Raw genomic sequence first — 24,624 nt, 5'->3', positions numbered from 1 at the left:
GCGCAGTGCGGCGAGAATAGAAAGGTCTGGACCATAGGTCAATAGGTCTGGACCAGTGCGCCCGCGCGGTGAGTCAGACCCCCAACTCCTGGGCCAGCACGGCTGCTTGGACTCGACTCCGCAGCTCCAGCTTCCCCAGCAGACGGCTGACGTGCGTCTTCACCGTCGCCTCCGCCATGTCCAGCCGCTCCGCGATCTCCGCGTTGGAGAGCCCCTCACCCAGGCGGGACAGCACTTCCCGCTCCCGGCGCGTCAGCGCGTCGAGCACGGCCGGGTCGGTGCTCGGCTCCCGTACCGGCTTCGCGGCGAACTCGGCGATCAGCCGACGCGTCACGGCCGGGGCGATCAGCCCCTCGCCGCTCGCCACCGTCCGCACCGCCACCAGCAGGTCCCTCGCCTCCGTGTTCTTCAGCAGAAACCCGGAGGCGCCCGCGCGCAGCGCCCCGAAGACGTACTCGTCGAGGTCGAAGGTGGTGAGCACGAGCACATCGGCGAGCTGCTCGGCGACGACCTGACGGGTGGCGGACACTCCGTCGAGCCGGGGCATCTGCACATCCATCAGGACCAGGTCCGGGTGGAGTTCGCGGGCGAGTGCGACCGCCTGCTCGCCGTCCGCGGCCTCGCCGACCACCTCGATGTCGGGCGCGCTGCGCAGGATGAGGACGAGCCCGGCCCGTACGGCGGACTGGTCCTCGGCGACGAGCACGCGGATCATTCGGGTTCTCCTTGGACGAGGGGCAGAGTGGCGCGTACGGCCCAGATCGCACCGCCCTTGCCGTCTTTGCCGGCCTTGCCGTTCTTGACGTTCCCGCTGTCGGGGGAGGGCTCGGGCCCCGCCTCGAAGCTGCCGCCCAGCAGGTCGGCTCGCTCCCGCATCCCCACCAGACCGGCGCCGGAACCGGGGGCGCGGGGGCCGCTCGGACCGCCGTACGGACTGGTCACCGCGATGGCGAGCCGGCCGCCCCGCTGGGTGAGCGTCACCGTGACACGGCCCTCGGGCGCGTGCTTCAGGGCGTTGGTCAGCGACTCCTGGACGATCCGGTACGCGGCGAGTTCGACCGGGGCGGGCACCTTGCCGTGCTCGGTGGTGAGCGTGACGTCGAGTCCGTTGGTGCGGGCGCCGGCCACCAGGGAGCCGAGGCCGTCGAGGGTGGGGGCGGCGGACGGCTCGCGGTCACCGCTGCCGTCGCGCAGGATCCCGATCAGCCGGCGCATCTCGGCGAGCCCCTCGACGCTGTTCTCACGGATGACGGTGAGCGCGTCCTTGGACGTGTTCGGGTCGCCGATGGAGAGCGCGGCCGTGGAGTGGATCGCGATCGCGGAGAGATGGTTGGCCACCATGTCGTGCAACTCCCGTGCCATCCGGGCCCGTTCGGCGGCGACGGCCTGGGCGCGGTCCATCTCGGCGAGCAGCGCGGTCTGTTCGGCGCGCAGTCGTTCGGCGACGGCGGTGTCGCGGTGGTTGCGGACCACCCAGCCGGTGGCGGCGGGCGCCAGCGCCACTACGCCGACGCCGACGCCGATCAGCAGGGCCCCGGGGACGCGCCAGAGCGCGGCGGGCACCACCGCGCCGGCCACCGTGAGCAGCCCGGTGATCCAGGGGATGCGCCGGGCGGAGGCGGGGGTGCCGTACAGGACGGCCGCGTACACCAGGTCCGTGAACATCACGACGGTGGCCACGTTGCCCCGCGTGACGGTGTCGACCGTCAGCGCGGCGGTGCCGATCAGCAGGGCCGGGCGGGGCCGGGTACGCCGCAGCAGCTCACAGGCCGCCGTGACCACGAGGGGCACCAGGGCATTCCAGGTCCCGGACCAGAGGACGAGCGCGTCGTCCGGTCGCCGGGGAAACAGGCCGAGGCCCCACAGGAGGAGTCCGCCGAGGAGTCCACCGACCGCGATGCGTACGTCGTCGCGGTGCGGGCGGGGGAGTCGCATGGCCATGACTCCATCCAACACGGCGCACCGGCTCACCGCCTGATGCCCGGGAAGGGTCCGGAACTGCATCTTTCGATGTACCGGGACTTCGTCACCGCCGATGACGATCCGAGCCGCCCCGCAGGCGAGCCTGGAGGGGTGACCGAGAGGAGCGAACCGTGATCGTCGGGTTGATCGTCGCGTGCGAGGCCGGTTTCTGGCTGTTGCTGGCCGCGGGCCTCGCCGTCCGCTATCTGCTGGGGCTGCGCCGCACGAGTGTGGCCCTGCTGCTGTGCGAGCCGCTGCTGGAGGTGGTGCTCTTCGTGGTGACGGCGATCGACCTCAGAAACGGCGCCGAGCCGAGCTGGGAACACGGCCTGGCCGCGCTCTACATCGGCTTCACCGTCGCGTACGGCCACTACACCATCCGCTGGTTGGACGGCCTCGCCGCCCACCGCCTGGCCGGTGGCCCGCCCCCGCCGAAGCCCCCGCGTTTCGGCCTGCCCCGGGCCGCCCACGAGGGCCGCCTCTGGCTCCGCACCCTCCTCGCGGCGACCGTCGCGTGCGCCCTCCTCCAGGGCGCGGTCTGGTTCGTGGGTGCCGGCGACACCTCGTCGCTGCGCGCTTTCCAGTGGGTGGCGCTACGGGCGGTGGGGCTCCACGGCCTGATCGCCCTGACGTATCTGCTCCGGCCCAAACGGGCCCCGGTCACCCAGGGCCGGTCCGGCGGCCAGGGCCTGTCGTCGCATTCCGACGGGACCTAGCGCTCACCGCCCGGGACCCACAGCACGTCCCCGGTCTCCTTGTTCGCGGTGCGGGCCAGGATGAACAGCAGGTCGGAGAGCCGGTTCAGATAGGTGGCGGTCAGCGGGTTCATGATGTCGCCGTGGACCTCCAGCGCCGCCCATGTCGACCGCTCGGCACGGCGTACGACCGTGCACGCCTGGTGCAGCAGTGCCGCGCCCGGGGTGCCGCCGGGCAGGATGAAGGAGCGCAGCTTCTCCAGCTCGTCGTTGAAGCGGTCGCAGTCCGCCTCCAGCTTGTCGATGTAGAACTGCTCGACGCGCAGGGGCGGGAACTTCGGGTCCTCGACCACCGGGGTCGACAGGTCCGCGCCGACGTCGAAGAGGTCGTTCTGCACCCGGGTGAGGACCGCGACGACCTCCTCGTCGAGGCCGCCCAGTGCGATCGCCGTTCCGAGGACCGCGTTCGCCTCGTTGGCGTCCGCGTAGGCCGAGATCCGGGGATCGGTCTTGGCGACCCGGCTCATGTCCCCGAGAGCGGTGGTGCCCTGGTCGCCGGTCCTGGTGTAGATGCGCGTCAGATTGACCATGGGGCCAATTTAGACGGTCTCTCGACGGGGGCTGACGTGTGACTGAGCACTCCTTCGGCGCCTCAGCACTTTTCCTTTCACGCGTTCGAAGTCGTGCACGCGTTCTTTCTTCGTACCCGTGTCCTTTTGTCGGGGAGGCGGAGAGCATGTCGGGCGAAGATGAGGGTCCAGGGTGCACCGCCTGCGGTCACAAAGAGCACGCCGACACAGTCGGCGCGAAGAACACTCTGGCCCGCGGGCATGCGGGTCACAGGGCGTGGAGACCTCGGCAAAAGCCGGTCCGTGAGGCGCCAACCAGCCGGAATCCGCAAGGAATTAGCGCTCCGGCCATTGAGGCCGGAATCTCCGCGGTTTCGACCGCGGGGAGGATCGCCAAGTCCGTCAGCTGAGACGTGACGACCGTCTCACGCCGTGAGACGTGACACGCATTACTTACCCGTCACACAGGTCCTCACGAGCGCTAGTGTCCGCCCGAGAGGCAGACATATACACCGCGTCAGGGGAGTCGCACAGTGGCAGGGAAGCTCGCCGTCATCGGAGCCGGGCTCATGGGGTCCGGTATCGCCCAGGTGTCCGCGCAGGCGGGCTGGGACGTCGTCCTGCGGGATGTCACCGACGAGGCGCTCACGCGAGGCCTCGACGGCATCAAGGCCTCGTACGACAAGTTCGTGAGCAAGGGCAGGCTGGAGGCGCACGACGCCGATGCCGCGCTCGGCCGGATCACCACGACCACCGATCTCGACGCCGCCGCGGACGCGGACATCGTCGTCGAGGCCGTCTTCGAGAAGCTCGAGGTCAAGCACGACATCTTCCGCGCGCTCGACAAGATCGTGCGGGACGACACCGTGCTCGCCTCGAACACCTCCGCCATCCCGATCACCAAGATCGCCGCGGCCACCGACCGCCCGGAGCGGGTCGTCGGCGTCCACTTCTTCTCGCCCGTACCGATGATGCAGCTGTGCGAACTGGTGCGCGGCTACAAGACGAGCGACGAAACCCTCGCCACCGCACGGGAGTTCGCCGAGTCCGTCGGCAAGACCTGCATCGTCGTCAACCGTGACGTGGCCGGCTTCGTGACGACCCGTCTCATCTCGGCGCTCGTCGTCGAGGCCACCAAGCTGTACGAGTCCGGCGTGGCCACCGCCGAGGACATCGACCTCGCCTGCAAACTGGGCTTCGGCCACGCCATGGGCCCGCTCGCCACGGCCGACCTCACAGGCGTCGACATCCTCCTGCACGCCACCGGCAACATCTACACCGAGACCCAGGACGAGAAGTTCGCCCCGCCGGAGCTGATGCGCCGGATGGTTGACGCCGGTGACATCGGGCGCAAGAGCGGGCAGGGCTTCTACAAGCACTGAAGCAAGCGAGTCATCCAGCATCACCCGTCACGGAAACCGCACGTGCCTCTGGGGTGTCACCCCATGAGGTGAATTCGGTATCGGTTCGCTTACAGACGGCAACCTCTGCGGCCTCAAGCCAGTCAGACGGTGCACACGCACAACGCGGACCGACACCGACACTGACGCAGAGAGACTGACGCAGAGTACGAGACGCACTCTCGGGGAGCGCATATGTACATCAGGGGCGACCACGCCGAGCTGGTCGTCGGGGGCCGCCTCGACGTACGCAGCGCGGCGGACGCCCGTACGGTCCTGCACTCGGCCGTCGACGACGGAGTCGGCGACCTGGTGCTGGACCTGTCCGAGCTGGACTCCTGGGACGCCACCGGCCTCGGTGTCATCATGGGGGCCCACCGAAGGGCCGGGCGGTGCGGCCGGCGGCTCGTGCTGCGCCGCGTACCACCGCAGATGCAGCGCCTGCTGGTGGCCACCCGGCTGCACCGGATCCTCGCGATCGAGGGCGGCATCGGAGTCGAGTCACTGCCCCGGGTGTGACCCGGCGTACGCCTCCTGAGCGGCGTACGCATCGCATCTCGCGCACAATCCTCACGAGACTGTGACGTCTCGGACGGCGCGGTACCCCGGCCTGTCGGAGATACTGTGCGAAGGTTTAGGGTTCGGCTGCCCGCCACCCGAAACCCTACGAGCGGGCACCGGACCAGAAGCGACAGCGCGGTGTGCAGCAAGGCCGGGAGGGGCCTGGGTCCTTGTCATCGGACTCCCGGCGACAAGATCCGCACACGACGCTTTTGGGGGGCTTGGAACATGGACCCGATCAACCGGGGACCCGAAGAGTACGGCCATGACGACGACGGCCAGGCGCCTCGCTCGCGCCCACCGCGTGATGCGCTCACCGCCGACCTGGGTCAGCACACACCCGCACTCGCCCGTACCGTCCAACTCGTCTCGGGCGACTTCCTGCTCACGGTCAACCCCGTCGACGGCAGCGAGATAGAGGTCTGCCCGCCGGGAGAGCGACCGCAGCGGCCCACGAAGTTCAGCGCCGCCGAGCGAGCCGATCTGGCCCGCGCCGCCCTGCCGCCCGTACCGCCGGGCCCCGCCCAGCCCCGACTGCCGCTCCTGGAGCGCCAGGAGGAGCGTGAGCGGCTCGTACGCCTGCTGGCGCGCGGGCGCTCCGTACGCCTCACCGGCCCCGCCGGCTCCGGCCGCACCAGCCTGCTCGACGCCGTCGCCGACGACTGCGCGGACCTCGCCCCCGACGGCGTCGTCCGCCTCTCCGGATACCGGCGCACGGCGACCGATCTGCTGCACGACCTGTTCGCCGCCGTCTACAACGCGCCCCTGTACCGCCCCCAACGGGACGAACTGCTCGAACTCGTCCACGGGATCGGCGCCGTCGTCGTCCTCGATGACGTGGAGATCGGCGGCACCGCGCTCGACGAACTCCTCGACGCCACCCCCGAGTGCGCCTTCGCCATCGCCGCGACCCCCGACGTCCCCGCGCCCTCCACCGACTCCCTCCTCGAAGAGGTCTTCCTCGGCGGACTCGACCGCAGCGGCGGCCTCGAGCTCCTGGAGCGGACCGTCGGACGCGTGCTGACCGAGGAGGAGGCGAACTGGGCGGGCGACCTCTGGTTCGAGTCCGAGGGTCTGCCGCTGCGCTTCATGCAGGCCGGCGCCCTGCTGCGACAGCGCGACAAGTTGCAGGCCAAGGAGAGCGCCTTCGACGACTTCGGCGTCTTCCAGGACGCCCCGGTCGATCTGCCGGTCGACGCGCCCTTCGAGGCCGCCGACGGCCACGACGTACCCCTGCCCTCGCTCGCCGAGGGGGCCGCGCCCGCCGCGCTGCTCGCCTCCCGCCTGAGCGGATCGGCGCGCGCCACCCTGCGCTTCGCCATCGCGCTCGGCGGTGAGGTGCCGCACCAGACGCATCTGCCCGCCCTCGTGGACGACACCCACGCCGACGCCGCGCTCGCCGAACTGGCGGGCTGCGCGCTGGTCTCCCCGGTCGGCTCCCGCTACCGGCTCGCCGCCGGTGTGCAGGCCCAGCTGGAGGCCGCCGGATACGCCGACGGGCTGGAGGAGCAGGCCCGCACCGCGGCCCAGCACTACACCTGGTGGGCCGGACACCCCTCGGTCACCCCGGAGAGGGTCTGCGCCGAGGCCGACGCCTTGCTCGCCGCCCTCACCGTCCTGGTCCCGCTCACCACGGCACCGGCCGACGAGCAGGACGAGAGCGTCGCCGTGCAGCTGGCCCGCACGGCCGCGCCCGCCTTCGCCGCGGGACTGAACTGGAACGCCTGGGAGCGCGCGCTGCGCTCCGGCGCGGAGGCCTCCCGGCTGGCCGGCGAGGTCGGCGAACAGGCCTACTTCCACCACGAGTTGGGCATCCTCGCGCTCTGCGGCGGTCAGCTGGACCGGGCCCGCGCCGAGCTGGAGTCCTCCATCGGGCTGCGCGGTGCCCTCGCCGACAAGCGTGGCACCGTCGCGGGCCGCCGGGCCCTCGCGCTGGTCGCCGACCGCTCCGGGGCCGTACTGCCCGGCGGGCGCACGGCGGCGGGCGAGGAGGTGCCCGACGCGCGGCACGAGGAGTCGGCATCGCCGCCCGGCGGCGTACCGGCCGCGTTCGTGCTCTCCGCTCCGGTCGGGGAGCCCTCGACGCTGGTCACCAACCGGGCCGAACCGGGTCCGGCGTCGAAGCGCGTGGGCATGGGCGTGGGCAGTCGTCTGGTGGCCGGCACCCGGCGCAACCTGGTGGCGGCGGGCGCGGGCGCGCTGCTCGTCGCGGTGCTCGGCACCGTGGTGACGCTCGGCGCGACCTCGAACAACAACACCGACAACCCGTCCGAGAAGGTCGGGGTCAACCCCTCGGCCAGCCAGGGCGGCCAGGACGACAGCCTCGGCGCCGACAAGGCGAAGAAGGGCGGCGGGAACAGCGGCGACGCGGGCGTGGTGACCACGCCGACGGATCCGGGCCCCGACGGTACGTACGGGACCTCGGACGACCCGACGCCGCCGACGAGCACGAGCGGGCGGCCTTCGGACAGCCCGAGTGGGACGAAGGGGGGCGGGGGTACGTCGACGTCGCCGTCCAAGTCGACTTCCAAGCCGCCGACGACCAAGCCGTCTTCGACCTCGCCGAAGCCGTCGACGAGCACTTCGTCGTCGCCTTCGGCGGATCCCTCGCCATCGGAGTCGTCCTCCGGGTCGCCCACCCCGACGACGACGGCGCCCTCCACCTCGAACTCCGCCAGCGGCCCCGCCTCCAGCGTCCCCGCGAGCACTACCGCCAGCGCCCCGCACAGCAGTTCCGCGAGCGTTCCCGCGAGCAGCGGCGCCGCCGGGTCCCCGAACGGTTCGGTGATCTGAGCACCACGACAAGAGTGAGGGCCGGGTCCGATTTCGGACCCGGCCCTCACTTCTGACCGGTGAACTACATGGCCGATTGAGTCAAAGTCGTTCGAATCAGAACAACCGCAGCTTGTCGTCCTCGATGCCCCGCAGCGCGTCGTAGTCCAGGACCGTGCAGCCGATGCCGCGGTCCGTGGCGAGGACGCGGGCCTGCGGCTTGATCTCCTGCGCGGCGAAGACGCCACGGACCGGCGCGAGGTGCGGGTCGCGGTTGAGCAGCTCCAGGTAGCGGGTGAGCTGCTCCACGCCGTCGATCTCGCCGCGGCGTTTGATCTCGATGGCGACGGTCTGGCCCTCGCCGTCGCGGCACAGGATGTCGACGGGGCCGATGGCCGTCATGTACTCGCGGCGGATGAGCGTGTAGCCCTCGCCGAGCGTTTCGATGCGGTCCGCGAGGAGCTCCTGGAGGTGCGCTTCCACGCCGTCCTTGATCAGGCCGGGGTCCACGCCGAGTTCGTGCGAGGAGTCGTGGAGGACTTCCTCCATCGTGATGATGAGCTTCTCGCCCGCCTTGTTGATGACGGTCCAGACGCCCTCCTCGTCGCCCGAGCCCTCCTTCAGGGTGCAGGGCGGCGACATCCAGTTGAGGGGCTTGTAGGCCCGGTCGTCAGCGTGGATCGAGACGCTGCCGTCCGCCTTCACCAGGATGAGGCGGGGGGCCGACGGGAGATGGGCGGTGAGCCGGCCCGCGTAGTCAACGGAGCAGCGGGCAATGACGAGACGCATGGTCCGCAACGCTACTCGACGGGCAGAGGTCCACGCGATTCGCCCTGGAAGACGCCTGTTCGGTCGTGGCTGATTGTGGGCCTACTGGGAGTTCGCTATGTGCGCATTCTCCTGGTGCCGTCACCGTACGTTGCTTACCGTATAAACGGGAGGTCGCGATGCGTGTACTCAGAGTGTTCGACATCGCGAATGTCCCTTACCTGTCCGGCAACCCCCGAGGTCTGGGGGTGCGAGAGGAGAACCCATGTCGCTCGACGTCTCACCGGCCCTACTCGAGAAGGCCGAGCGAGGCGAGGTCGACGAAGCAGAATTCGTCGACTGCGTCCGGACCTCCCTGCCCTACGCATGGGAGATGATCAGCTCCCTGGTGGCTCAGCTGAAGGTGGACGGCGGCAACTTCGCCGACAACCAGACGCCTCCGCCGGACGAGCAGGCGCGTGGCCAGCTGCTGCGTGCGCTCGCGAGCGACGCGATACGCGGCGCGCTGCAGCGGCACTTCGGTGTGCGGCTGGCCTTCCAGAACTGCCATCGGGTGGCGGTGTTCCCACTGGACACCTCAGTGGACGACACACTGGCACGCTTCACCTCGGTGCGCAGTCAGCTGCTGAATCAGTCGCCAGAGTTCCGAGACTGCTGACGTGACGCCTTGATGCCGCATTGCTTGCCGCTCTGTACGCGGGAGGTGCATCTGTACGGGGCGGCAGGCTCCCCCGGGTCCCCGGGCCGACGGCGGGACGCGGATCGTGGGTGGGTGGGTGTGTGCGTCGGGTCAGGGGGACCGGGTTGTCCGGGCCGCGGGGCGGGACAAAGCCGGTTGTGGGGCCCTGGAGACCCTTGGTGGGCCCAGGGCGCCCGCACCCTCTCCCGGGCCCACGCCGTCCGCGGTGACCTGTCTCAGCCGAGGTGGGGGAGTACCTCGGAGCCGAGTCGCTGGACGTTCTCCTCTGTCGCCGCCAGGTCGCCGGAGCCCTCGACGAGGAGGGCGAAGCGGGAGATGCCGGTGCGCTCCGAGGTGGCCGCGAGGCGGTCGGCGCACAGGCGCGGCGTGCCCACCGGGTGCAGCCCGCACAGGAGTTCCGTGTACGCCAGCGGGTCCCGCATCGCGCGGGCGCGGCCGTCGACCGTCACATGCGCGTCCAGCCCCTGCCTCAGCCAGCCCGGCATCGCCTTGAGGAGTGTCTCGACGGCGTCGGTGCGCCGGTCCGCGATCTGGCAGACGCCGGCCGACACATGGGCCGCCCCGAGGATCTCGTCCGTCGAACGGCCCGCCACACGCGCCAACTGTCGCCACAGGGATACCATTTCGGCCTTCTCCTCGTCACCGACATGCATACCGAGGAGCATCGGCAGCCCCCGCTCGGCGGCGAGCCGCACGCTCGCCGGCGAGGTGCACGCGACGACGACCTCGGGGCCGGGGGAGCCGCTCAGTGACTCCGACGGCCGGGGAACGACGGGAACTTCGCGGAACCTGAACCGCTCGCCACGCCCTTCCACGGACGGCTCGCGCAGCCAGCGCACCAGCAGATCGAGTGATTCCGGGAACCCCTTCTCGTATGCCTCCAGGCCCGCGCCGAAGACCTCCAGGTCCACCCAGGGCCCGCCCCGCCCCACGCCCAGGGTGAAACGGCCGCCGGACGTCACGTGCAGCAGCGCGGCCTGCTCGCCGAGAGCGACGGGGTGGACGGTAGGGAGTACGCTCACCGCCGTACCCACGCGGATGCGGCTGGTGCGGCCCAGCAGCAGGGCGGCCAGGGTGACCGCCGACGGGCACGTCCCGTACGGCACGAAGTGGTGCTCGGCCAGCCACACCGCGTCGAGCCCGGCCTCTTCGGCGACCTCGGCCGTGCGCACCGCGCGGTGCAGGGCCTCCCCCTGGCCCTGGCCCGGGAACTGGGCCGCCAGTACAAAACTTCCAACGTGCATGGTGCTTTCCTGCTTCCTCGGCTCCGACGCGGAGCTCCCCCACCGGCATAACCGCCCGACACGTGCCGAGGACACGGCCTGTCGGAGAGATTTGCGGATTGTCTGCAGAATGAGCCGACGGGAGGGCGATCTGAGGGGGTTGGTGGGGTACGGCTACCCCTGTCTGCTCCGCGTAGGCTGGAGCAGACCCTGCTCCCTGTATAGCTCCGTGAGGTGTCCTGTGTCCCCGCGTCGCAACCGTCCCAAGGGTTCCGACCCCTCCGACCGGAGCGCGGAGGACGACCGCTCCGGGCGGTACGGCGGCTGGCAGTCCACGGAGAGCTGGCAGGGCGAGGAGTGGAGCGTGCGTCATGTGGCGGGCGCCAGCGCCGAGGGCAAGACCTACCGCTGCCCGGGCTGCGACCAGATGATCCCCTCCGGTGTCCCGCACGTGGTGGCCTGGCCGGAGCACTCGGGCGTCGACGAGCGCCGCCACTGGCACAAGGCCTGCTGGAACGCGAAGGACCGCCGCACCTCAAGGGTGCAGCGGTCCCGTAACGCGCCCAGGTTCTAGGCCACTTCGGGCCGGAGCGGACTCACACGTCCCGGCGCTCCAGCAGCACGTACGCGCCGGCGATCGCCGCCGCCGTCACCCCGGCGAGCACGCCGAGCTGCGCGCCGCCGCCGCTGCTCTCGTTGTCCAGCGCGAACATCCTGGCGAGGGCGTTGGGAGCGGCGTACTCCTGCATCTTCTCGCCGATCGTGCGCATGCTCTGCGACATCATCAGGAACGCGGGCAGGATCGCGGGCACCAGCACGACGCCGAGCATCGTGGTGATCGCGCCCGCCGAGTGCCGCAGCATCGAGCCCACCGCGAGGGACAGGACGCCGAGGAGCGAGACGTACAGCGCGCCCTTGACGACCGTGCCGCCCCACGAGACGTTCGAGGAGCCGCTGTGCATGGCCGAGGTCATGAGGCCGACCAGGCCGATGGAGAACACCGAGACGGCGAACGCCACCGCGAAGAAGATGATCAACTTGGCGGTGAGCACCCGGTGGCGCTGCGGCGAGGCCGTGAACGTCGTGCGGATCATGCCCGTGCCGTACTCGGAGGAGACGACCAGGACGCCCAGCGTGATCAGGCAGATCTGGCCCAGGATCAGCCCGAAGAAGGCCGGGATCGTGTACGGCACGTCGGTGAAGTCGGAGTCATGGGTCTGCGCGGCGACCAGGAAGCCGATGCCGACCACCAGGAGCAGGAAGATGCCGAGCGTCCAGAGCGTCGAGCGCACCGACTTGATCTTCGTCCACTCGGAGGTGAGCGCGTGACCGAGGTGGGTGCGGGTGACCGGGATCGGCGAGCTGTACGAAGCGCCGGGCGCCGCCTGCCAGGTGGGGGCAGCGGCGGCCTGCTGCGGCATCGGGGGCGGGGGCGTGCTCATCGGGCGTCCTCGGGCTTGGTCAGGTCGGGGGTGGCGGGAGCGGCCGGCGCCGGGGGCGCGACGGTCGGCTGCGCGGGGGTCTGGGGAGCGGGCTGGGCGTACGGGTTGACGTCCGCGGCGCCCGGCGCACCCGGGGTGCCCGGAGCGCCGTAGGGACCCGCCTGCGGGGTGCCCTGGGGCATCGCGAACGGCTGCCCGCCCTGCTGGGGCGGCGGCGGGGCGTACCAGCCCGGCTGGCCCTGTCCCGCGACCGGCAGCTGCGGCGGCGGCATGGCACCCGGCGGCAGCTGCTGCTGGAGCCCGGCCTTCTGGTCGATGGTCGAGCGGTAGTCGACGGCGCCCTGTGTCATCCGCATGTACGCCTCCTCCAGCGAGGCCTGGTGCGGAGAGAGCTCCCACAGGCGTACGTCGGCGGAGTGCGCGAGGTCGCTGATGCGGGGCAGCGGCAGGCCCGTCACGCGCAGCGCGCCGTCCTGCTCGGGCAGCACCTGGCCGCCCGCCTCGGTGAGCGCGGCGGTCAGCTTCTCGCGCTGCTGCGGCTCGGTCTCCGGGGTGCGGACCCGGGCGAAGTCGGCCGAGTTGTGCGAGATGAAGTCCTTGATGCTCTGGTCGGCGAGCAGCTGACCGCGGCCGATCACGATCAGGTGGTCGGCGGTCAGCGCCATCTCGCTCATCAGGTGCGAGGAGACGAAGACGGTGCGGCCCTCCGCCGCGAGCGCCTTCATCAGGTTGCGGACCCAGAGGATGCCCTCGGGGTCGAGGCCGTTGACCGGCTCGTCGAAGAGCAGCACCTGAGGGTCGCCGAGGAGCGCGGCGGCGATGCCGAGCCGCTGTCCCATGCCGAGCGAGAAGCCCTTGGAGCGCTTCTTGGCCACGTCCTGCAGCCCGACCACGCCGAGCACCTCGTCGACCCGGCGGGCCGGGATGCCCGACAGCTGGGCGAGGCAGAGCAGGTGGTTGCGGGCGTGCCGGCCGCCGTGCACGGCCTTGGCGTCGAGGAGGGCGCCGACCTGGCGGGGGGCGTTGGGCAGCTTGCGGTAGGGGAAGCCGCCGATGGTGACCTGCCCCGAGGTGGGGTTGTCGAGGCCGAGGATCATCCGCATCGTCGTCGACTTGCCCGAGCCGTTGGGCCCGAGGAAGCCGGTGACGGCACCCGGCCGCACCTGGAAGGAAAGGTTGTACACGGCCGTCTTGGCGCCATAGCGCTTCGTCAGGCCGACTGCCTCGATCATGCTCCGCACCCATCGAAAGGTTCAGGACGTCGGGGCGCACGCCCCCGTAAGGGTTAGGAGGATAGCGGGGCGCTGACGGTTCCACTCAAGAGGAAGTAAAAATGTGCAGGTCACGCGGGGGACGGGCGGGAGAACGCTCTTACCTGGGGCCTTACCCGCACCCTACCTTTGTCAGGTACTCGTCCTGCCTGGTCAGGCTGGAAACGGAACCTCCGCACCCGATACCGAACACGCCTCACGCCCGATCGGGAAGCGAGTCGTCCAGCGGCGGCAGATCGTCGTACAGCCGCAGCTCGGACGCGTCGTCGACGTACGGCAGGAAGTCCGTCTGCGGCAGTACCCAGCCCTCCTCACCGAAGACCAGCGTGCCCCGCTCGCGCAGCGCGCGGTCGGCTCCCGCGCGCCGCACCCAGGTGGCCGGGTCGGGGCCCAGCAGTTCGCGCAGCCGGGCGGAGCCGGCCAGCAGCGCGGCGAGCAGCTGCGCCTGGTCGCCGCCGCCCGGACGCGGCTGCCCGGTGGCCGGATCGGCGAGCACTCCGTGCGCGCTGAAGTAGATGTACGCGCCGCCGAGCCGCTCCCCGGAGGGCATCGTCATCGCGAACGCGTCGCCCGGGAGTATCGCCCGTCGGTAGTCCGGGAACTCGGTGTCGTCGACCGCCTTCAGCTGCGTCGAGTCCAGCCAGGTGACGACGAGCGTGGTCTCGGCGCGCGGGTCGACGTACGGCGTCCCCGCCACGTACCCCGCCGGACTGATGTGTCCCGAGCAGCCCACCCCGATGCCGTGCACCCGCACCGGCACCATCGGCACCGCCGCCGGGATGCCGAGCCGGGTCAGCTTGTGGGCGACCTGGCCGGGGGAGGCGTTGGAGCCGACGGCGATCACCGGGTGGCGGTGCCCGGTGCCGACCTGGCCGAGGTCGGCGAGCGCCTCGTCGAGCCGCTGCTGCTCCTGGCGCTCCTCCACGTACCACTCGCCGAGCCGCAGTGGCCGCACGTCGAGCTGGAGCAGTTCACCGCCGGTGAGCAGCGAGGGCTCGGTGGTGGGACGGCCGGGATAGGTGAGCGGCTGCTTCGCGGGCACGTCGTCCAGGCCCAGCGACTGCAGGCTTCGGTCCTTCGTCGTCACGGTGACGCCCTTCGGGGGTGGTCGCGCGATACCGGCAACAGCGTTCCACGCGAGTTGTACCCGGGGCGGGGCCTGGTCTCCCCGTCTGGGCGGGGTTGGCCGGAACGGACACCGGGAATCATGCCGTCCCATTGTACGAGTGGGGGCGAAGTGGGTTACGGGGGACGTGAGTTGAGGTTGATGAGACGCGGGTGGAGTCGGGTGGGGTCCTCGGGGCGGGGACGGGCCCATCCGCGCTTCCGTACGTCCGTTCGCTGGTGGATCGCCGGACGTACCGTCCACGCCCTCCTCCTGATGACGCTGGGCGCGCTGGCCGGGCTCTCCGTCGTCATCGCGACCGCGTGGACGCTGACCGAGCACTCGTCGAGGTCGATGGCGCAGCGGTTCTCGAACGGGGAGCGGCTCTTCGACCTCAGCCTCGCGGTGCTGCGGGCGAGTGTCGGTACGGACAATCTCAGCCCCGAGCCGGACAGCACCGCGCACCAGCTGCTCGCCACGGTCGCCTCCGTCACGGGCTCCCTGGTGCCCGCGGTGCTCCTGGGCATCGTCCTGATCAAGATGTTCGCGCTGCGGCCGTTCGTCTGGCGGCAGCGGGCCAGCGTCTCGCACGCCTGGACCGCGGACTTCCCCGGCTACTCGAGGCGCCACGCCGACAGTGAGGACGCGATCATCGCCGTCCGCTTCTACAACCGCTTCGACAACCTGTCCGTCGTGGACCTGCGTGCCCGGGCCCATCTGCGCTACCTGGAGCGCTCCCCGCACGACGGCAGCCTGGTCATCTACAAGCAGTGGCTGAAGGTCCTGGACGCGCAGGGCGAACCGGCCGACGAGCGGTACTGGCTCGCGGTCGAGCGCGGGGCGCCGTTCACCGTGTGGATACCGGTCGAGGCACCGGTGGCCGAACTGCCGTTCCGGCGTATCCAGGGCAAGGAGCTGTCCGGCTCTCACGGCGTCAAGCTCCTCGTCCGGCTGACGGCGCGGACCGTGGGCCTGGGCACCGAGGTCGCCGACGAGCGCTGGTTCGACCTGGAGGCGGGCGACTTCGAACTCGGCCGCTTCGTGCCACTCCAGCCGGACCTGGACAAGGACGTGTGGCGCTGGGAGGGCTGGACGGACTTCGACGCCCTGGAACCCCACCCGAACGGAGAGGACCCCAGGTCCTGAGTGTCTAGGCGTCCCGCCTCTTCAGCAGCAGATAGCCCCCGAGGAGCGCCGCGACCACCCACAGAACCATGATCGCCAGGCCGCCCCAGGGTCCGTACGGGGTGTTGTCGCCGATCGGGGTCACCACCCGCATGATCTTGCTGCCGGCCTGGTCGGGCAGATAACGGCCGATCTTCTTGGTCGCGGACACCGCGCCGAGGATGTTGGAGATCAGGAAGAAGAACGGCATGAGGATGCCGAGCGAGAGCATCGGGCTGCGCAGCATCGTCGCGACGCCCATCGAGAAGACCGCGATCAGCGTCATGTAGAGGCCGCCGCCGATCACCGCGCGCAGCACCCCGGAGTCGCTGATCGACGCGCTGTGCGTGCCGAGCGCCGCCTGTCCCAGGAAGAAGGCGATGAAGCTGGTGATCATGCCGACGGCGAGGGCGAGGCCCGTCGCCACCGCGATCTTGCCGAAGAGGAATGTGCCGCGCTGCGGGACCGCGGCCAGCGAGGTGCGGATCATCCCGGTGCTGTACTCGTTGCCGATCACGAGCACCCCGAACACGATCATCGCGAGCTGACCGAGGGTCATCCCCGCGAAGCTGATGAACGTCGGGTCGAAGGAGAGCCGGTCCTTCTCGCCCATCTTGTCGAACTCGTTGTTCGACAACAGCGAGATCAGGATGCCCAGCGCGATCGTGACCACCGCGGCGAGACTGAGCGTCCAGACGGTGGACGCGACGGACCGGATCTTGGTCCACTCGGACTTGAGGACCTGGGTCGCCGCCATGCTCAGGTCTCCTTGTTCCAGCCGCCGCCCCACTGCTGGGGTGGGGCATCGGTGTGCGCGTGGTACTCCACCGACTCCGCCGTCAGCTGCATGAACGCCTCCTCCAGGGAGGCCTGCTGGGGGCTCAGCTCGTGCAGCACGATCTGGTGCTGCGCGGCCAGCTCACCGATCTGCTCCGACTTCGCGCCGTCCACCTCCAGCGCCCCACTGCCGCTCTCGACGACGGTGATCCCCGCCCCGTGCAGGACATCGAGCAGCCGTTCGCGCTGGGGGGAGCGGATACGGACGTACGACCGCGAGTTCTGCGCGATGAAGTCGGCCATGGAGGTGTCCGCGAGGAGGCGGCCCTGGCCGATGACGACGAGGTGCTCCGCGGTCAGCGCCATCTCGCTCATGAGGTGACTCGACACGAAGACCGTACGGCCCTGGCCGGCCAGGGACTTCATCAGGTTGCGGATCCAGTGGATGCCCTCGGGGTCGAGGCCGTTGACCGGCTCGTCGAACATCAGGATCCGCGGGTCGCCGAGCAGCGCGCCCGCGATGCCGAGTCGTTGGCCCATGCCGAGCGAGAAGCCCTTGGCCTTCTTCCTGGCCACCGAGGTGAGGCCCACGGTGTCCAGGACCTCGTCCACCCGCGCCCTGGGGATGCCGTTGCTCTGGGCGAGACAGAGGAGGTGGTTGAAGGCGCTGCGGCCCCCGTGCATGGCCTTGGCGTCCAGCAGGGCGCCGATGTACTTCAGCGGGTCCTTGAGGTGGTCGTAGTGCTGACCGTCGATGCGCACGTCGCCCGCGGTGGGGCGGTCGAGGCCGAGCATCATCCGCATCGTCGTGGACTTGCCCGCGCCGTTCGGACCGAGGAACCCCGTGACGATGCCGGGTCTGACGGTGAAGGTCAGATGGTTGACCGCCACCTTCTCGCCGTACCGCTTGGTCAGCCCCTCTAGCTCGATCATGCGCACACGGTAGGACGCGGTCTGGGGCCGTGCCACTTGGGCGGCCGTGTGTTTGCCGCATGTTCACCGTCTCCGACTGCCGCCCCACTGCGGCTTGTCGAGCCCACCCGGCGGAGCCGCTCAAGGTCACAGCCGCGCGCCCCTCACGGGGCACGCCAACGGCCCGCGCTCCCGAGAAGAGAGCGCGGGCCGGAGTACTGCCGGAAACCGCCCGAACCTACCGGGACTGCTGGGCCGGAACCCCGCGGGAGATCGGCTCGTCCTCGGCCGGCGTGGTCGCGGCGGCCACCGCGGCGCCCGTGAGCGTCGCGAGCATCTCGCGGACGTTCGTGAGCTGAGCGTTGATCGAGTCGCGACGGTTCGTCAGCGCCGCCAGCTCGCGCTCGGATTCCGAGCGGATGCGGTCGGCCTTGGCGTTCGCGTCGGCCACGATGTCCTCGGCCTGGCGCTGGGCCGTCTCCACCGTCTGGCGGGCGCGGCGCTCGGCGTCCGTGCGCAGCTTCTCGGCCTCCAGGCGGAGCTGCTCCGCGCGGTGCTCGATCTCCGCGAGGCGCTTCTCGGCCTTGGCCTGACGCGACGCGAGGTCACGCTCGGACTGCTCGCGGCGCTTGGCGAGGTTTGTCTCGAAGTCGGCGGCGGCCTGCGCGGCCTTGGCACGGGTCTCCTCGAAGAGGGCGTCCGCCTCCTCGCGCTTGGACTGCGCGTCCTTCTGCGCCTCCTGGCGCAGCTGGGAGGCGTCGCTCTTGGCCTTCTCGACGATCCGGACGCCCTCGTCCTCGGCCTTGGACTTGCGGTCTGCAGCGAACGATTCTGCGTCGTTGCGGACCTGCTGGGCGGCCGACTCGGCGAGCTCACGGTGCTGCTCGGACGCGCGACGGGCCTCCTCGCGCAGATCCTTCGCCTCCTCCTCGGCGAGGCGGAGGATCTTCTCGACACGCGCGCCGAGACCCGCGTACGACGGCTCGGCGTCGGTGACCTGGGCCTGGGCGTTCTGCGTCTCGAGGTGGAGTTCCTCGATGCGCTTTTCGAGAGCAGTGATACGGGCCAGAGCGCTGTCACGGTCGGAGACGAGCTTCGAAATGCGTTCGTCCACCTGAGCGCGGTCGTACCCACGCCGCACAAGCTCGAAGCCGTAGGGGGAAGTGTCGCTCATGGGGTTCCTGTCGAATGAGACCGGTGAGGTGATAGGGGGAATCCTAGGGGCCAAAGCGGTGTGTCATCGAGCGGATGCGTGTTTGATCTGGAGAATGAGACTCCTTTTGGGTGGCTAACTGTCAGACGGCTTGCCAGAACCTGTGGCAAAGGTCCGTGCAAAGCACGGAATGGGTGGTTATGGCTAGCCTTCTGACGACTTGCCACTCGAACGAGTTGCGCCGGCGGCAGCGCCCGCTTTGACCCCACCGTCCTTGCCTGCGGACGGGGCCTCAAAGGACTCCAACGCTTCCAGGACATCCTGGACACGGGAGATCTCGGCGTTGATGTCCTCGCGCCGGCGGATCAGCACCTCCAGCTCGCGCTTGCCCTCCTCGACCGCGGCCCGCGCCTCGCGGATGGCCTCGGCCTTGATCTCCGTCGCCTCCGCGATGAGCGAGCTCTTCTTCTGCTCGGCCTCCTTGAGGAGCCCCTCGGCCTTCTTGACCGCGGCGATACGGACCTTGCTCGCCTCGGAGTTGGCCTCCGACACCAGGTCCTTCGCCTTCGCCTCGGCCTCGGCGAGCTGGTCCTCGGCGGCCCGCACCAGCGCGTCGCAGCGCTCGCCGGCCGTCTTCATCGCCTCGGCCGACTCACGCCTGGCCCGCTCGTGCAGTTCCTCGATCTCGGTGGTGACGCGGTCGCGCAGCTCCTCAGCCCGCTCCCTTATGGCGGTCGCGTCCCGGCGCGCGCCGACCAGCAGCTCGTCCGCGTCCGCACGGGACCGCTCCACCAGGGTGTTGCCCTCGACGGTCGCCTCGGATACCAGCCGCTCGGCCTCGTTGCGTGCCGCGCCCACCATCGTGTCGGCCTGCGACTCGGCGTCCGCCGTGGTCTTCTGCGCGCTCTGCTGCGCCTCGGCGAGCAGCTTGTCCGCCTCGGACGCCGTCTCCGAGATGAGGGTGTCGACCTGCTCGGCCGCCTCGGAGCGCCGCTTGTTGGCCTCCCGGCGTGCCGCGTCCAGCGTCCGGTCCGCCTCCTCGCGGGCACCGGACGTGAGCCGCTCGGCCTCCGCCGCCGCCTCGGCCTTGACCCGCTCGGACTCGCTGCGGATCCGCTCGGCGTGCTGCTGCGCGGAACCGACCGTCTCGGCGGCCTCGGCCCGCAGCCGCTCCGCGTCCCCGGTCGCGTCCGAGACCAGCCGCTCGGCCTTGGCCACGGACTCCGCGCGCACGCGCTCGGCCTCGGCGTTCGTCTCGTTCGTCAGCCGCTCCGCCTCGGAGCGCGCCTCAGTGATGAGCGTGTCGACCTGCGTGGCCGCGTCCGAACGGATCCGGTTCGCGTCCTCCCGGGCCTCGGCACGGCTGCGCGAAGCGTCCTGCTCGGCGTTCGCGATGGTGTCGGCGGCCTCGGTGCGCACCCGCTGGGCGTGCTCGGCGGCTTCCGAACGCAGCCGTTCGGACTCGGCGATCGCCTCCGAAACCGTACGCTCCGCGAGCGACTTGGCGGCGTCCGTCTCCTCGGCCGCCTCGCGCCGGATACGGCTCGCGTCCTCGGAGGCCCGCTCCCGCTCCGCGTACGCGTCGGCGCGGACTCGGTCCGCCTCCTCCTGCGCCTCGGTCCTGGTCCGGTCCGCCGCGTGCTCGGCGGCGCTGCGCAGGCCGGTGATCTCCTCCTGGGCCTGCTCGTGCAGCCCCGCCACGGCGTCGCGCACCTGCTGCGCGGTCTGCTCGGCGCTGGAGACCATCTCGGTCGCACGCCGGTCGGCCTCCTCGACCAGCCGTACGGCCTCGGCCTGGGCCTCGTCGACACGGTTGCGCGCGGAGGCGAGGAGCTCCTCGCTCTGCTCGCGGGCCCGCTCGCGCTCCTGGTCGGCCTCCTGGCGCGCGGAACCGAGGAGTTCCTCGGCCTCGCGGCGGCGCCGGGCGGCCTCCTCCTGGGCGGCGGCCAGCGTCTCCGCGCCCTCGGTGGCCAGCCGCTCGGCCGCGGCCTGGGCCTCGGCCCGTACCCGGTCGGCGCTGTCCTGGGCCTCCGACTTCAGCCGCTCGGCCTCCGCCGCGGCCTCCGACCGCAGTCGTACGGCGATGTTCTCGCCCTCGGCGCGCGACGCGGAGGCGTCCGCGGCGGCCTCGTTGCGCAGCCGCTCCGCCTCCGCCTCGGCCTGCGCCTGGAGCGTACGGATCCGCTCGGCGGCCTCCGAACGCAGCCGGTCGCTCTCCTCGGCGGCCTCGCGGCGGATCCGCTCGGCGTCCGCCCGTGCGTCGCTCAGCGCCTGCTCGGCCGAGGCGAGCCGCTGCTCGGCCTCGGTGTGCAGCCGGGTCAGCTCCTCGGCGGCTTCCGTCCGACGGGCCGCTATGGCTCGCTCGGTCTCCTCGCGCAGCGCCTCGGCGGCCCGCTCGGCCTCCGCCTTGATCGTGTCGGAGAGCTCGACGGCCTCCTCGCGGTTGCGCTCGGCCTCCTTGCGCGTGCGCTCCAGGGTCTCCTCGGCCTGGCGGCGCAGCGTCGTGGCGCGCTCGATGGCCTCGGTGCGCACCCGCTCGCTGTCGCCGGTGGCCGTGTTCCGCAGCTCGTCCGCGTCCGCCTTGGCCTTCGCGAGCAGCTCTTCGGCGGTCTTGGCCGCCTCCTCGATCTGCTGGACGGCCTCGCGCCGGGCCTCGGAGCGGATCCGCTCGCCCTCGGCATTGGCGTCGGAGCGCAGCTGCTCGGCCTCGCCGCGCAGCCGGCGCGCCTCCTCCTGCAGCTCGACCGTCTTGGCGCGGTACTCCTTGGTGTCGTCCTTCGCCGTGCCCTTGAGCTGCTCGGCGATGTCGTGCGCCTCGGCACGCAGCCGGTCCGCCTCGGACTCCGCCTCGGTGCGGATCCGCTCGGCCTCCTCGGCCGCGGCCTTCCTGGTCGCCTTGGCGTCCTCGGACGCCTTGTTCAGGACGTCCTCGGCGGTACGGGCCGCCTTGGAGAGCTGGGAGGCGGTCTCCTCGGCGGTGAGGCTGCGCGCGGTCTCCTCGGCCTCCGCGACGATCTTCTCGGCCTTGGTCTTGGCGTCCGCGACGGCCTGCTCGGCGTCGGACTTGGTGGTCTCGGCCTCCTTGGTGGCCTCGCTGACCAGCCGGGCGACCTGTTCCTTCGCCGTCCGCGTGCGCTGCTCGTTCGCCGACTCGGCGCTCGCCAGGGCCTTGGCCGCGGTCTCCTTCGCCTCGGCGACGACCTTGTCCGCCTCGGTCCGCGCCTCGCGCAGCGCCGACTCGGCCTCCGTCATGCGCTGCTCGGCGGCCCGGCTCAGCTCGGTGGCCTGGCGGCGGGCGCTGTCCGACTCGTTCGCCGTGGAGCTGCGCAGCTGCTCGGCGTGGTCGGTGGCCTCCTGGGCCTGCGTCGACGCGGCGTTCAGCAGCCGCTCGGCGTCCGTACGGGCCCGGCGCAGCAGCGCCTCGGCCTCCGCGCGGGCCGACTCGGCGTCGTTCGTCAGCCGCTGGCGGGCCTCGGCGGCGGTCCGCTCGGCCTCCGCACGGGCGGCACTCAGCGCCTGGTCCGCCTCCGCGCGCGACTCCTCCAGGAGCCGGCGGGCCTGCTGCTCGCTGCGGGCCCGCAGCTGCTCGGCCCACGCCACGTTCTCGTTGACGTGCGACTCGACGGTCTGACGGCGCTCGGCCAGCTCCTGATCGAGCTGCTGGCGGCGCGCGACCGCCTCCTGGTGCAGCTCGGCCTGCAACCGGGCGGCCTGCTCAGCGTGCTCCTGGAGGATGCGCTGCGTCTGCGCCCGGGCCTGGCTCATCTCGCGCTCGGCGTCGGCGCGCAGCTGATCGGCCTGGATCTGGGCATTACGGAGCAACTGCTCGGCCTGATAGCCGAGGTCGCCGCCGCTGTCGTAGGCAGGCCGGGTCGCCAGACTGCGGCGCGCCTCGTGCAGCTTGGCGCGCAGCACCTCGACCTGATAGCCGAGGTCCTCGGCGTGCTGGACGGCCTTCTCCCGCTCGGTCTTCAGCCGTTCCATCTCGGCCTCGAACCGAGAGAGGTGGTCGACGTCAGCCGCCGGCTCTCGCTCCTGGCGTTCGTAGCCCCGCACTGCGCGGTCCCATCCGTCCCCTGGTCGCAAGTCTCTCCAAACGAACCCCGTCCATCCGCCGAACGGGGCCCCCGGGGAATGGTGTCAGATCAACAGCGGAGCACGGGCTGCCGCCCCGACGCTCGTCCCCCGAAACCTGGACCCCGGCCCTTGACCACGCCGTCCTGAGGACGGCATGACCTCAGGGCCCGTCGCCGGACAGGCCCTGGGCCGCCCCGAAACGGCAGCGGCCACCCCCAACCCTACCGGCCCAGATATACGGAGGTCAGTGCTCAGGTGACTCAACAGCCGCCGAAGTGACCAGTTCTGTCAGGACACCATGGCAATCCTTTGGGTGAAGGAACGTGATTCGTGACCCCATGGAGCCGCGTCGGGGCTCGTCGTAGAGCACTCGTACGCCTTTCTCCCTGATATCGGCGGCATCGGCGTCGACGTCCGCCGTACCGAACGCGATGTGATGGACACCTTCGCCGTTCTTCGCCAGCCACTTCCCGACGGCCGAGTCCTCGCGGGTCGGCTCCAGGAGCTGGAGGTAGGAGGCGCCGCCGTCGGACGTCTCATTGATCTTGAGCATGGCCTCGCGGACGCCCTGCTCCTCGTTGACCTCGGAGTGGAAGACCTCGAAGCCGTACGTCGCCCGGTAGAACTCGACAGTCGCGTCGAGGTCGAAGCAGGCGATACCGATGTGGTCGATTCGCGTCAGCATGGAGTCAGTGCAGCGCTCATACGGCGGTTACGCAACGTGCGCGCGATCACACTGACTGCCGGATGACGGGTGGCCTACCGCTCAGTACATTCAAGTAAACCCTCGTTCACTCCTCGGCTGTGCAGCCGGTAAGGGGATCGCACCTCATGTCTGGAACGAACAGCAGTACCTCGGTGATCGTCGCGGGCGCCCGAACGCCCATGGGACGGTTGCTGGGCTCGCTGAAGTCCTTCTCCGGGGCCGACCTCGGAGGCTTCGCGATCAAGGCCGCCCTCGACCGTGCGGGGATCGGTGGCGACCAGGTGCAGTACGTGATCATGGGTCAGGTGCTGCAGGCCGGGGCGGGCCAGATCCCGGCGCGCCAGGCCGCGGTCAAGGCGGGCATCCCGATGAGCGTCCCGGCGCTCACGATCAACAAGGTGTGTCTGTCCGGCCTCGACGCCATCGCGCTCGCGGACCAGCTGATCCGCGCGGGTGAATTCGACATCGTGGTCGCGGGCGGCCAGGAGTCCATGACGAACGCGCCCCACCTGCTCCCCAAGTCCCGCGAGGGCTTCAAGTACGGCGCGATCGAGATGCTCGACGCGATGGCGTACGACGGTCTCACCGACGCCTTCGAGAACATCGCGATGGGCGAGTCGACGGAGAAGCACAACACACGCCTGGGCATCGCCCGCCCGGAGCAGGACGAGATCGCGGCCCTCTCCCACCAGCGTGCGGCCACCGCCCAGAAGAACGGCATCTTCGAGGCGGAGATCACGCCCGTGGAGATTCCGCAGCGCAAGGGCGAGCCCGTCGTCTTCAGCAAGGACGAGGGCATCCGCGCCGAGACGACGGTGGAGTCGCTGGGCAAGCTGCGCCCCGCCTTCACCCGGGACGGCACGATCACGGCGGGCACCTCCTCGCAGATCTCCGACGGCGCCGCGGCCGTGGTCGTGATGAGCAAGACCAAGGCTCAGGAGCTCGGCCTCCAGTGGATCGCCGAGATCGGCGCGCACGGGAACGTCGCGGGTCCGGACAACTCCCTCCAGTCCCAGCCCTCGAACGCGATCCTGCACGCCCTGAAGAAGGAGGGCCTCGACGTCTCCGACCTCGACCTGATCGAGATCAACGAGGCGTTCGCCGCGGTCGCCGTGCAGTCAATGAAGGACCTCGGCGTATCCACGGAAAAGGTGAACGTCAACGGTGGTGCCATCGCCCTCGGTCACCCGATCGGGATGTCCGGCGCCCGTCTCGTGCTGCACCTCGCCCTGGAGCTCAAGCGGCGCGGCGGCGGGGTCGGCGCGGCGGCGCTGTGCGGTGGCGGCGGGCAGGGTGACGCGCTGATCGTGCGGGTACCCAAGGCCTGAAGCCGTTGTCTCTTTCCTGAACGGATCTGAACGGAGCTG

21 protein-coding genes are annotated in these 24,624 nt (G+C 70.7%); 8 read left to right on the top strand and 13 right to left on the bottom strand.

Going from position 1 to position 24,624, the window contains the following annotated elements:
- Window positions 1-73: 73 nt before the first annotated feature.
- Together ACZ7M2_RS07805 and ACZ7M2_RS07800 are read right to left on the bottom strand one after the other, a co-directional pair.
- On the bottom strand, window positions 74-715 hold the full coding sequence (locus ACZ7M2_RS07805; protein WP_471594580.1) for a response regulator: 642 nt from the start codon (window positions 713-715) through the stop codon (window positions 74-76).
- Window positions 712-1,941: a sensor histidine kinase gene (locus tag ACZ7M2_RS07800; RefSeq protein ID WP_471594579.1), complete on the bottom strand. Its 1,230-nt coding sequence runs from the start codon at window positions 1,939-1,941 to the stop codon at window positions 712-714. The genes ACZ7M2_RS07805 and ACZ7M2_RS07800 overlap by 4 nt, the downstream gene beginning before the upstream one ends.
- Before the next feature lie 152 nt (window positions 1,942-2,093).
- Here ACZ7M2_RS07800 and ACZ7M2_RS07795 point away from each other — a divergent pair, with 152 nt between their 5' ends.
- Entirely contained in the window at window positions 2,094-2,678 is a 585-nt protein-coding gene (locus ACZ7M2_RS07795; protein ID WP_471594578.1) for a hypothetical protein, read from the top strand.
- Here ACZ7M2_RS07795 and ACZ7M2_RS07790 read toward each other — a convergent pair.
- Window positions 2,675-3,247, bottom strand: a complete 573-nt coding sequence (locus ACZ7M2_RS07790; protein ID WP_067369052.1) for a cob(I)yrinic acid a,c-diamide adenosyltransferase — start codon at window positions 3,245-3,247, stop codon at window positions 2,675-2,677. The genes ACZ7M2_RS07795 and ACZ7M2_RS07790 overlap by 4 nt on opposite strands.
- A gap of 512 nt (window positions 3,248-3,759) precedes the next feature.
- Between ACZ7M2_RS07790 and ACZ7M2_RS07785 the strand changes: the two genes are divergently transcribed.
- From ACZ7M2_RS07785 to ACZ7M2_RS07775, 3 genes are all read left to right on the top strand, one after another.
- Window positions 3,760-4,608 (top strand): 3-hydroxyacyl-CoA dehydrogenase family protein, encoded by an 849-nt coding sequence (locus ACZ7M2_RS07785; protein WP_471594577.1) that lies wholly within the window; start codon window positions 3,760-3,762, stop codon window positions 4,606-4,608.
- Window positions 4,609-4,821: 213 nt separating this feature from the next.
- Window positions 4,822-5,145: an STAS domain-containing protein gene (locus ACZ7M2_RS07780; RefSeq protein WP_030596935.1), complete on the top strand. Its 324-nt coding sequence runs from the start codon at window positions 4,822-4,824 to the stop codon at window positions 5,143-5,145.
- Between the two features lie 270 nt (window positions 5,146-5,415).
- Complete coding sequence (locus tag ACZ7M2_RS07775; RefSeq protein WP_471594576.1) at window positions 5,416-7,980, top strand: ATP-binding protein; 2,565 nt, start codon at window positions 5,416-5,418, stop codon at window positions 7,978-7,980.
- A gap of 96 nt (window positions 7,981-8,076) precedes the next feature.
- Here the strand turns inward: ACZ7M2_RS07775 and nucS are convergent, their stop codons facing one another.
- Entirely contained in the window at window positions 8,077-8,748 is a 672-nt protein-coding gene (nucS, locus tag ACZ7M2_RS07770; RefSeq protein ID WP_060901300.1) for an endonuclease NucS, read from the bottom strand.
- A gap of 244 nt (window positions 8,749-8,992) precedes the next feature.
- Between nucS and ACZ7M2_RS07765 the strand changes: the two genes are divergently transcribed.
- Window positions 8,993-9,385, top strand: coding sequence for an SCO5389 family protein (locus tag ACZ7M2_RS07765; protein ID WP_067369067.1), 393 nt, complete (start codon window positions 8,993-8,995; stop codon window positions 9,383-9,385).
- Between the two features lie 257 nt (window positions 9,386-9,642).
- On the opposite strand, the gene ACZ7M2_RS07760 is transcribed toward ACZ7M2_RS07765, so the two are convergent.
- The gene (locus ACZ7M2_RS07760; protein ID WP_143628128.1) at window positions 9,643-10,671 is read right to left on the bottom strand and encodes an LLM class flavin-dependent oxidoreductase; all 1,029 of its coding nucleotides are present in this window, start codon (window positions 10,669-10,671) and stop codon (window positions 9,643-9,645) included.
- 220 nt (window positions 10,672-10,891) lie between these two features.
- On the opposite strand from ACZ7M2_RS07760, the gene ACZ7M2_RS07755 reads away from it, so the two are divergent.
- Entirely contained in the window at window positions 10,892-11,224 is a 333-nt protein-coding gene (locus ACZ7M2_RS07755) for a hypothetical protein (protein ID WP_054233208.1), read from the top strand.
- A gap of 22 nt (window positions 11,225-11,246) precedes the next feature.
- Here the strand turns inward: ACZ7M2_RS07755 and ACZ7M2_RS07750 are convergent, their stop codons facing one another.
- From ACZ7M2_RS07750 to ACZ7M2_RS07740, 3 genes are all read right to left on the bottom strand, one after another.
- Window positions 11,247-12,092 carry an ABC transporter permease gene (locus ACZ7M2_RS07750; RefSeq protein ID WP_471594575.1) on the bottom strand — a complete coding sequence of 282 codons (846 nt, stop codon included), beginning with the start codon at window positions 12,090-12,092 and terminating at the stop codon, window positions 11,247-11,249.
- The gene (locus tag ACZ7M2_RS07745; RefSeq protein WP_471594574.1) at window positions 12,089-13,324 is read right to left on the bottom strand and encodes an ABC transporter ATP-binding protein; all 1,236 of its coding nucleotides are present in this window, start codon (window positions 13,322-13,324) and stop codon (window positions 12,089-12,091) included. Before ACZ7M2_RS07745 ends, ACZ7M2_RS07750 begins: the two co-directional genes overlap by 4 nt.
- A 235-nt stretch (window positions 13,325-13,559) precedes the next feature.
- Complete coding sequence (locus ACZ7M2_RS07740) at window positions 13,560-14,450, bottom strand: hypothetical protein (protein ID WP_471594573.1); 891 nt, start codon at window positions 14,448-14,450, stop codon at window positions 13,560-13,562.
- 201 nt (window positions 14,451-14,651) lie between these two features.
- On the opposite strand from ACZ7M2_RS07740, the gene ACZ7M2_RS07735 reads away from it, so the two are divergent.
- Window positions 14,652-15,614, top strand: coding sequence for a hypothetical protein (locus ACZ7M2_RS07735; RefSeq protein ID WP_471594572.1), 963 nt, complete (start codon window positions 14,652-14,654; stop codon window positions 15,612-15,614).
- Window positions 15,615-15,618: 4 nt separating this feature from the next.
- On the opposite strand, the gene ACZ7M2_RS07730 is transcribed toward ACZ7M2_RS07735, so the two are convergent.
- The 5 genes from ACZ7M2_RS07730 to mce form a co-directional block, all read right to left on the bottom strand.
- Window positions 15,619-16,389: an ABC transporter permease gene (locus ACZ7M2_RS07730; RefSeq protein ID WP_471594571.1), complete on the bottom strand. Its 771-nt coding sequence runs from the start codon at window positions 16,387-16,389 to the stop codon at window positions 15,619-15,621.
- A gap of 2 nt (window positions 16,390-16,391) precedes the next feature.
- On the bottom strand, window positions 16,392-17,342 hold the full coding sequence (locus ACZ7M2_RS07725; RefSeq protein ID WP_471594570.1) for an ABC transporter ATP-binding protein: 951 nt from the start codon (window positions 17,340-17,342) through the stop codon (window positions 16,392-16,394).
- A gap of 217 nt (window positions 17,343-17,559) precedes the next feature.
- Window positions 17,560-18,495 carry a coiled-coil domain-containing protein gene (locus tag ACZ7M2_RS07720; RefSeq protein ID WP_095852560.1) on the bottom strand — a complete coding sequence of 312 codons (936 nt, stop codon included), beginning with the start codon at window positions 18,493-18,495 and terminating at the stop codon, window positions 17,560-17,562.
- A gap of 183 nt (window positions 18,496-18,678) precedes the next feature.
- On the bottom strand, window positions 18,679-22,530 hold the full coding sequence (scy, locus tag ACZ7M2_RS07715; protein ID WP_471594569.1) for a polarized growth protein Scy: 3,852 nt from the start codon (window positions 22,528-22,530) through the stop codon (window positions 18,679-18,681).
- Window positions 22,531-22,795: 265 nt separating this feature from the next.
- Complete coding sequence (gene mce / locus ACZ7M2_RS07710) at window positions 22,796-23,236, bottom strand: methylmalonyl-CoA epimerase (protein ID WP_054233200.1); 441 nt, start codon at window positions 23,234-23,236, stop codon at window positions 22,796-22,798.
- Window positions 23,237-23,382: 146 nt separating this feature from the next.
- Here mce and ACZ7M2_RS07705 point away from each other — a divergent pair, with 146 nt between their 5' ends.
- A complete protein-coding gene (locus tag ACZ7M2_RS07705; protein ID WP_452963638.1) occupies window positions 23,383-24,585 on the top strand; it encodes an acetyl-CoA C-acetyltransferase in 1,203 nt (400 codons plus the stop codon).
- Window positions 24,586-24,624 lie beyond the last annotated feature (39 nt).

The organism is Streptomyces sp. NPDC111507, assembly GCF_055638955.1.
This window is presented reverse-complemented; position numbering and strand designations above follow the sequence as displayed.